This is a genomic window from Nocardioides iriomotensis, from assembly GCF_004168035.1.
In the GTDB taxonomy this organism is placed as follows: domain Bacteria; phylum Actinomycetota; class Actinomycetes; order Propionibacteriales; family Nocardioidaceae; genus Nocardioides_B; species Nocardioides_B iriomotensis.
Genome location: NZ_SDPU01000023.1, coordinates 276,872 through 284,185 on the forward strand (window position 1 = coordinate 276,872; position 7,314 = coordinate 284,185).

A 7,314-nucleotide genomic window follows, 5' to 3' on the forward strand; every position below is an offset into this window, starting at 1 on the left:
CTGAGGGGCCGGTTGCGGGACGGGCGCACTCTACCGGTGGGTGGTCCAGCCCCGTTCCTCCAGCGACCCCAGCAGGTGCTCGACGCTGTCGGCCGCGACGAACAGCTCGACGAGGCCGACCGGGCGGCCAGGGTCGTGGTCGATGCGGAGGTCCTCGATGTTGACGCCGATCTCGCCGGCGTCCGCCAGCAGCCGGGCCAGCTCGCCCGGGTGGTCCGGGACCGCCACGAACACGCTCGTCTCGACGACCGCGGGCCCGCCGTGCTTGCCCGGGATGACCGCCGTACCGGCGACGCCGCGGTCGAGCAGCGCCGCCACCGCGTCCCGGTCGTCGCGGTCCAGGGCGAGCAGCAGGGTGTCGACGTCGTCGCGGACCTCGTGCAGCAGCGCGGTGATCGCGGCGGTGTTGCCGGCGATGATCTGCTGCCACAGCGCGGGGTCGCCGGCGGCGATCCGGGTGACGTCGCGGACGCCCTGGCCGGACAGCGCGAGGTGGCTGCGCGGCGCGTCGGTGAGCCGCCCGGCGACCAGCGCGGCGAGCAGGTGCGGCAGGTGGCTGGTGCGCGCGACGGCGGCGTCGTGCTCCTCCGGGCTGAACGCGAGGGGCGTGGCGCCGCACGCCGCGGCCAGCGCGGTCACCTGGGCGACCGCCGCCGGGTCGGCGGTGCCGTGCGCGGTGACCGCCCACGGGCGGCCGTCGAACAGGGTCGCGCTGGCCGCCAGCGGCCCGGAGCGCTCGCTGCCGGCCATCGGGTGGCTGCCCACGTAGCGGGTGAGCTGGGCGGCGGTGACGGCGTCCGCCACCGCGGTGTACGGCGCCGCCTTGACGCTGCCGACGTCGGTGACGACCGCGTCGGTGTCGCGCAGCGCCTCCGCCACGACCGGGGCGAGCGCGTCCGGCGGGACCGCGACGACCACGAGGGCCGGCTCGGTCCTGTCGTCGGGCTTGACGTTGGCGGCGCCGAGGCCGGTGGCGATGCGGACGTTCTCGGGGCTCAGGTCGGCCAGGGCGACGTCGACCCCCCGCCGCCGCAGGGCCAGCCCGATCGAGGTGCCGAGGAGGCCGGCGCCGACGACGAGGACGGGACCGCTGAGCGTGCCCGCGGGGCTACTGCTCGGCATCCGGCACCTCGCGGACCCGGGTGAGGTCGCGGCGGAGCTGCGCGGCACCGTGCAGGTAGACGTGGGTGATGTCGGCGCGGGGCAGGTCGGTCTCGACGTGCGCGAGCATCCGGACCACGCGTGGCATCGAGCCCGCGATCTCGAGCTCGCGGGCGCAGATCAGTGGCACCTCGCCGAAGCCGAGCCGCCGGGCGGCGTACGCCGGGAACTCCGAGACCAGGTCCGAGGTCGCGGTGAAGATCACGCTGATGAAGTCGTCGACGCCGAGGCCGTTGGCCTCCATCACGTCCACGACCATCTCGGCGACCCGCTCCAGCATGTGCTCGCGCACGTCGTCGTCGAGCTGGGTCGCTCCTCGCACTGCCCGGACTGCCACGGGAAGCACCCTAACGAGGTGGTGGAGGTGGGCCCTGCGGTGTCCGCCGTGAGGCGGTTGCACCGCGCACGTCCGGGCACCAGGGGCGTAAGCCTCCTGCATCGCGCGGCGAACGGGAGCAGCATCCGCGTTTGCGGGTGAGGATCACGGGCACCGCCCGGGATCGACCAAGGAGGGCCGAGGCAGATGAACGCATTCGACGCAGTGAACCCCGTCGGCGTGACCAAGCGCGTGGCGCACCTCGCCGGTACGGCGGTCGGGCTGACCGGCACCGTGGCCCGCGAGGCCGTCCACGCTCCCGTCGGGGTGGCCAGGGGCGCCTTCCACGTCGCGGGCGCCGCCGCTGGCCTCGCCGGCTCCGTGGTGCGCGAGACCCGACTCGCCTTGCGGCCGGGTCCTGGCGCCGACGTGGTCGGTGACCTGGAGGACCGGCCCGAGCCGGCTGTGGTCCGGGCCGAGCCGCACGTCCCGGACGAGGCGCCCGTCGACGTGGTCGGCGAGGCGCTCGCCCGTGAAGCCGCGGCCGAGCGCGGGGAGGGGCCCCAGGGCGCCGGCATGGCTCACGAGCCGCGGGGCGCCTCCCGTCGCGAGGAGCACGGCGACGCCGCGCTGCAGCGGGCGGAGCGGGAGGAGATCGCCGAGGAGACCGCGGCCGCCCTGGAGGGCGACGTCGAGCCGTAGGGCGGTCAGAGCTCCGCGGCGTCGAGGAACGCGCCGAGCTCGTCGTTGGTCAGCTCGCGGAGCTCGCCCGACCGCAGGCCGCGCAGCACGACCGGGCCGATCGCGGTGCGGGTGAGCTTGCGGACCGGGTGCCCCACCTCGTCGAGGAGTCGCCGGACGATCCGGTTGCGGCCCTCGTGGATGGTGAGCTCGACGATCGAGCGCCGGGGGTTCTCCTGCACCACGCGGGCGGCGGAGACCTGCACCGGCCCGTCCTCGAGCGTCACGCCGTCGCGCAGCCGCCGGACGACCGCCTTGGTGACGCGGCCGTCGACCTCGGCGACGTACGTCTTGTCGAGCTCGTACGACGGGTGCGCGACCCGCTGGGCGAAGTCGCCGTCGTTGGTGAGCAGGATCAGGCCCTCGGTGTCGGTGTCGAGCCGGCCGACGTGGAAGAGCCGCTCGGGCCGGTCGGCCACGAGGTCCGCCAGCGTGCGCCGGCCCTCGGGGTCGCTCATGGTGGACACCACGCCGCGCGGCTTGTTGAGGACGAGGTAGACGTGCGCGCTGACCGGTGGGAGCCGCCGGCCGTCGACCCGGATCACCGCCGTGCGCGGGTCGACCTTGGTGCCGAGCCGGGTGACGACCTCGCCGTCGACCTCGACCAGGCCGTCGAGCATCAGCTCCTCGCACTTGCGGCGGCTGGCCACGCCGGACTGCGCGAGCAGCTTCTGCAGCCGGATCAGTCCCTCGTCGTCGGTCTGGATGTCGCGGGTCACTCGCGGGTCACTCGGGTGATCATGCGGACTCGGTGGACTCGAGGTCCTCGAGGTCGGCCATCTCGGGGAGGTACGGCGCGAGCTCGGGCAGGTCCTCCAGCGACGTGATGCCGATGCGCTCGAGGAAGTACGACGTGGTGCGGTACAGCGTCGCGGTCGTCTCGCTGTCGTGGCCGGCCTCCTCGACCAACCCGCGGGCGACGAGGGTGCGCATGACGCCGTCGACGTTCACGCCGCGGATGGCGGAGACGCGGGCGCGGCTCACCGGCTGCTTGTAGGCGACGACGGCGAGCGTCTCGAGCGCCGCCTGGGTCAGCCGGGCCTGCTGCCCGTCGAGGACGAACCGCTCCACGACGGAGGCGAGCTCCTCGCGGGTGTAGTAGCGCCAGCCTCCCGCCACGTTGCGCAGGTCGAAGCCGCGGCCCTGCTCGGCGTACTCCGCCGACAGCTCAGCGAGCGCGGCGCGTACCTCCTCGGGCGGGTAGCCGACCGCGCTGGCCAGCGTCACGTGGTCGAGCGGCTGGTCGGCGATCATCAGCACGGCCTCCAGCGCCGGGCGGAGCTCGGCGAGCGGGACGTCCAACGTCTCGCTGCCGGTCTCCTCCTCGTCCCGGTCGGTCGAGCCGGTCGAGACCTGTTCGTCGGTCATTCCTCGTCCTCATTCGCGTCTGCGTCGTCCGGCGCCTCGTCGTTCTCGGGCGGCGCCTCGTCCGCCGCGTCGTTCTCGGGCGGCGCGCCGTCGAACTCGTCGGTGATCTCGACCTCGCCGTCGTCGGCGCCGGTCCAGCGGACCGTCAGCTCGCCGAGCGGGGTCACCTGGTCGAACGCCACGGCGCCCTCCCGGAACAGCTCCAGCAGCGCCAGGAACCGCGCCACCCGGGTCAGCGTGTCGGGCGCGTCGCGCGCGATGGACCGGAACGTCATCGTGCCGCTGCGCCGGAGCCGGTCGACGACGACCGTCGCCTGCTCCTTGACCGAGACGGTCGGCGCGTGGATGTGGCCCAGGGACAGCTCGAGCACCGGCTTGGGCTCCATCGCCTTCGCCGCGAGGGCGGCGAAGTCCTGCAGCCCGAGCCCGATGAGCACCTCGGGCAGCAGCGTCGCGAACCGCTCCTCGAGCCCGACCGCGCGGGCGTGCCGCTTGGACTCCCCCGCGAGGCGCTGCTCGAGCACGCCGGCGACCTGCTTGAAGGCCTTGTACTGCAGCAGCCGCGCGAAGAGCAGGTCGCGGGCCTCGAGCAGCGCGAGGTCCTCCTCGTCCTCGACGTCGCCCTGCGGCAGCAGCCGGGCCGCCTTGAGGTCGAGCAGCGTGGCCGCGACGAGCAGGAACGACGAGGTCTGCTCGAGGTCCCAGCCCTTCTCGGAGGCTCCCTTGATGTGCGCGATGAACTCGTCGGTGACCTTCGACAGCGCGACCTCGGTGATGTCGAGCTTGTGCTTGGCGATCAGGCTCAGCAGCAGGTCGAACGGGCCCTCGAAGTTGTCCAGGCGTACGGCGAACCCGCCGGCGGCGGCGGTCTCCCCGGTGTCGACGCCCGCGACGACAGCTGGCTCCGTGGCGACCGGGTCGGCCGGGTCGACCGTCGCAGCGGTCTCCCCCGCGCCCGGCGAGTCCGCCGTTGCGGCCGTCATCTGGTCCTGCTCCACGCCCCCAGCATCCACCGTCTCGGTGGTCTGCACACCCACCGGGGTCAGCCCGCGGCGCGGTCGGACAGCCGCTGCACCAGCACGCTGTCCTCGCCGTTCGCCTCCAGGTCGGCCAGCGCGATCGCGACCGCCGCCCGGACGAGCCGGCCCCGGTCGACGCCGAGCCCGTGGGCGCGGCGCAGCATCAGGCGGGCGTGCTCGATCTCGAGCAGCTCGTCGGAGGTGATGTAGACGGTCATCTTCTCGTCGTGCTTGACCCGTCCGGAGCCGGTGCCCTTGGCGGCCGGCTCGGGCTCGTGGGGCTCGGGCTCGCGCAGGGGCGCCGCCCGGTCGGCACCAGCGCGGGTGTCGTCCTCGACGGGGTCGGGGACGACGGTGGGACGGAAGAGGTCGTCGGCGGTCGGCAGGGTCACCCGTCGAGGCACCGGGCCAGCACCTCCTTGGCCAGCATCCGGTAGGAGTCCGCACCGGTCGACGACGACGCGTAGGTGGTGATCGGCTCGCCGGCCACGGTCGAGTCGGAGAACTTCACGGTGCGCCGGATGACGGTGTGGAACACGGTGTCGCCCCAGGCCTGCACCAGGCGTTCCATCACCTCGCGGCCGTGGAGGGTGCGCCCGTCGTACATCGTGCCGAGCACGCCCTCGATCTTGAGCTTGGGGTTGAGCCGCTCGGTGACCTTGTCGATCGTGGTCTTGAGCAGGGCGACGCCGCGCAGCGCGAAGTACTCGCACTCCAGGGGCACGATCACGCTGTCGGACGCGGTGAGCGCGTTGACCGTGAGCAGGCCGAGCGACGGCTGGCAGTCGATGAGGATGACGTCGTACTCCGCGATCGCCGGCTGCAGCACCCGCTGGAGGGTCTGCTCGCGGGCGACCTCGTGCACGAGCTGCACCTCGGCGGCCGACAGGTCGATGTTGCTGGGCAGCAGGTCCATGCCCGGCACGTTGGTCTTGACGATGACCTCGTCGATGTCGACGTCGCGCTCCATCAGGAGGTTGTAGATCGACAGCTCCATGTCGTGCGGGTTGAGCCCGAGACCGACGGACAGCGACCCCTGGGGGTCGAAGTCGACGAGGAGCACCTTGCGGCCGTACTCCGCGAGCGCGGCGCCGAGGTTGATCGTGGTGGTGGTCTTGCCGACGCCACCCTTCTGGTTGCACATCGAGATCACCCGGGCGTTGCCGTGGATGCCGATCGGCCGGGGCTCCGGCAGGTCGGGCATCGGCCGGCCGGTGGGGCCGAGCTTGACCTCGGGGTCGGCCGTGGTGACCGGGCCGGGGTCCGGGACGGTCTCGGGCGCCTGCGGGTCGGGGCGACGGAACGGGATCGGGTCGCTCACGCGGTTGTGCTCTCCTGCGTCGAAACGGGGGGAAGGTTCCGGCGTCGGGCTCGTCGGCGAGGCCTGCGGGGCAGGGCTCGGGGGCGGCCAGCTCGACATCCGGGCCGGGTCGACGAGGGGAGGGATCTCGTTCGCGCTCGTGCCGGTGTGGTCGTTCACGCTGCTTCCTCTCCTCTGCCAACGGGGACGTACCAGCAGTCAATCGCCCGGGGCGCGACGCGCCGCGGAGGCGCGCCGTGGATTTGTCGACTTTTCGCCGATCTGGGGTCAGTCGCGGGCGCGCGGGTGCGCGGTGGCGTAGACCTCGCGGAGCGAGTCGACCGTCACCAGCGTGTACACCTGCGTGGTGGTCACCGAGGCGTGGCCGAGCAGCTCCTGGACCACCCGGACGTCGGCGCCGCCGTCGATCAGGTGGGTCGCGAACGAGTGCCGCAGCGTGTGGGGCGAGACCTCCGCGGTGACACCGGCCCGCTCGGCGGCCTTGGCCAGCACCGCCCAGGCGCTCTGCCGCGACAGCCGGCCGCCGCGGGCGTTGAGGAACACCGCTCCCCCGGTCGTCGGTCCGGTCGTGAGCGTGGCGAGCTCGGGCCGGCCGCGCACGAGGTAGGCCTCGATCGCCTCGGCGGCGTAGGTCCCCACCGGGACGACCCGCTCCTTGCCGCCCTTGCCGTGCAGGCGTACGGCGCCGGTCTCGCCGCCGCGGCGCTCGGCGGGCGCGGGCAGGTCGAGGTCGTCGACGTCGAGCCCGACCGCCTCCGAGATCCGGGCGCCGGTGCCGTAGAGCAGCTCCAGCAGCGCCCGGTCCCGCAGGGCCAGCGCCGTGCCGGGCGCCCCGGCCGCGTCGAGGATCCGCTCGATGTCGGCCAGCGGCAGCGCCTTGGGCAGTCGCTTGGCCGGCGCCGGCGGTCGTACGGCGGCCGACGGATCGGCCCCGGCCAGCCCCTCGCGCACGGCGAACCGGTGGAAGCCGCGCACGGCGACGACCGTGCGCGCCGCGGATCCGGCGCTCAGAGGCGGGTGCTCGTCGTCGCCCTCGCGCAGCGCACGCAGGAACGCCGTCACCACCTCCTCGCTGACCGCGCCCGGCTCGTCCAGGTCGCGGTCGGCGAGGAAGGCGACGTACCTGCGGAGGTCGCGCCGGTAGGACTTCAGCGTGTTGTCCGCGAGCCCGCGCTCCACGACCAGGTGGTCGAGGTAGGTGCGGACCGCGCGCTGGAGCCCGGTCGGTGTCGGCGCGACGGTCAGGCCAGCACCTCGTCGAGCGAGACGGCGTCGATCCCGTGGGCGTCGCCGACCGGGGCGTTGGTGAGCCGGCCGGCGTGGGTGTTGAGGCCGAGCGCGAGCGACCTGTCCTCGCGCAGCGCCTGCTGCCAGCCCTTGTCGGCCAG

At 73.8% G+C, this 7,314-nt stretch carries 9 protein-coding genes; 1 reads left to right on the forward strand and 8 read right to left on the reverse strand.

Features of this window, described 5'->3' with window-relative positions; genetic code table 11:
• Window positions 1-30: 30 nt before the first annotated feature.
• Together ETU37_RS13855 and aroH are read right to left on the reverse strand one after the other, a co-directional pair.
• On the reverse strand, window positions 31-1,122 hold the full coding sequence (locus tag ETU37_RS13855; protein WP_129987910.1) for a prephenate dehydrogenase: 1,092 nt from the start codon (window positions 1,120-1,122) through the stop codon (window positions 31-33).
• Window positions 1,109-1,498, reverse strand: coding sequence for a chorismate mutase (aroH, locus tag ETU37_RS13860; protein WP_129987911.1), 390 nt, complete (start codon window positions 1,496-1,498; stop codon window positions 1,109-1,111). The genes ETU37_RS13855 and aroH overlap by 14 nt, the downstream gene beginning before the upstream one ends.
• A 186-nt stretch (window positions 1,499-1,684) precedes the next feature.
• On the opposite strand from aroH, the gene ETU37_RS23230 reads away from it, so the two are divergent.
• Window positions 1,685-2,179, forward strand: coding sequence for a hypothetical protein (locus ETU37_RS23230; RefSeq protein ID WP_165372522.1), 495 nt, complete (start codon window positions 1,685-1,687; stop codon window positions 2,177-2,179).
• Between the two features lie 5 nt (window positions 2,180-2,184).
• Here the strand turns inward: ETU37_RS23230 and ETU37_RS13875 are convergent, their stop codons facing one another.
• From ETU37_RS13875 to ETU37_RS13900, 6 genes are all read right to left on the reverse strand, one after another.
• Complete coding sequence (locus ETU37_RS13875) at window positions 2,185-2,937, reverse strand: pseudouridine synthase (protein ID WP_129987914.1); 753 nt, start codon at window positions 2,935-2,937, stop codon at window positions 2,185-2,187.
• 19 nt (window positions 2,938-2,956) lie between these two features.
• A complete protein-coding gene (gene scpB / locus ETU37_RS13880; RefSeq protein ID WP_129987915.1) occupies window positions 2,957-3,586 on the reverse strand; it encodes an SMC-Scp complex subunit ScpB in 630 nt (209 codons plus the stop codon).
• Window positions 3,583-4,584, reverse strand: coding sequence for a segregation and condensation protein A (locus ETU37_RS13885; protein WP_240755728.1), 1,002 nt, complete (start codon window positions 4,582-4,584; stop codon window positions 3,583-3,585). Before ETU37_RS13885 ends, scpB begins: the two co-directional genes overlap by 4 nt.
• 44 nt (window positions 4,585-4,628) lie before the next feature.
• Entirely contained in the window at window positions 4,629-5,009 is a 381-nt protein-coding gene (locus ETU37_RS13890) for a hypothetical protein (protein WP_129987916.1), read from the reverse strand.
• Window positions 4,994-5,926: a ParA family protein gene (locus ETU37_RS13895; protein WP_206053920.1), complete on the reverse strand. Its 933-nt coding sequence runs from the start codon at window positions 5,924-5,926 to the stop codon at window positions 4,994-4,996. Before ETU37_RS13895 ends, ETU37_RS13890 begins: the two co-directional genes overlap by 16 nt.
• Before the next feature lie 267 nt (window positions 5,927-6,193).
• Window positions 6,194-7,171: a site-specific tyrosine recombinase XerD gene (locus tag ETU37_RS13900; protein ID WP_206053939.1), complete on the reverse strand. Its 978-nt coding sequence runs from the start codon at window positions 7,169-7,171 to the stop codon at window positions 6,194-6,196.
• Between the last annotated feature and the right edge of the window lie 143 nt (window positions 7,172-7,314).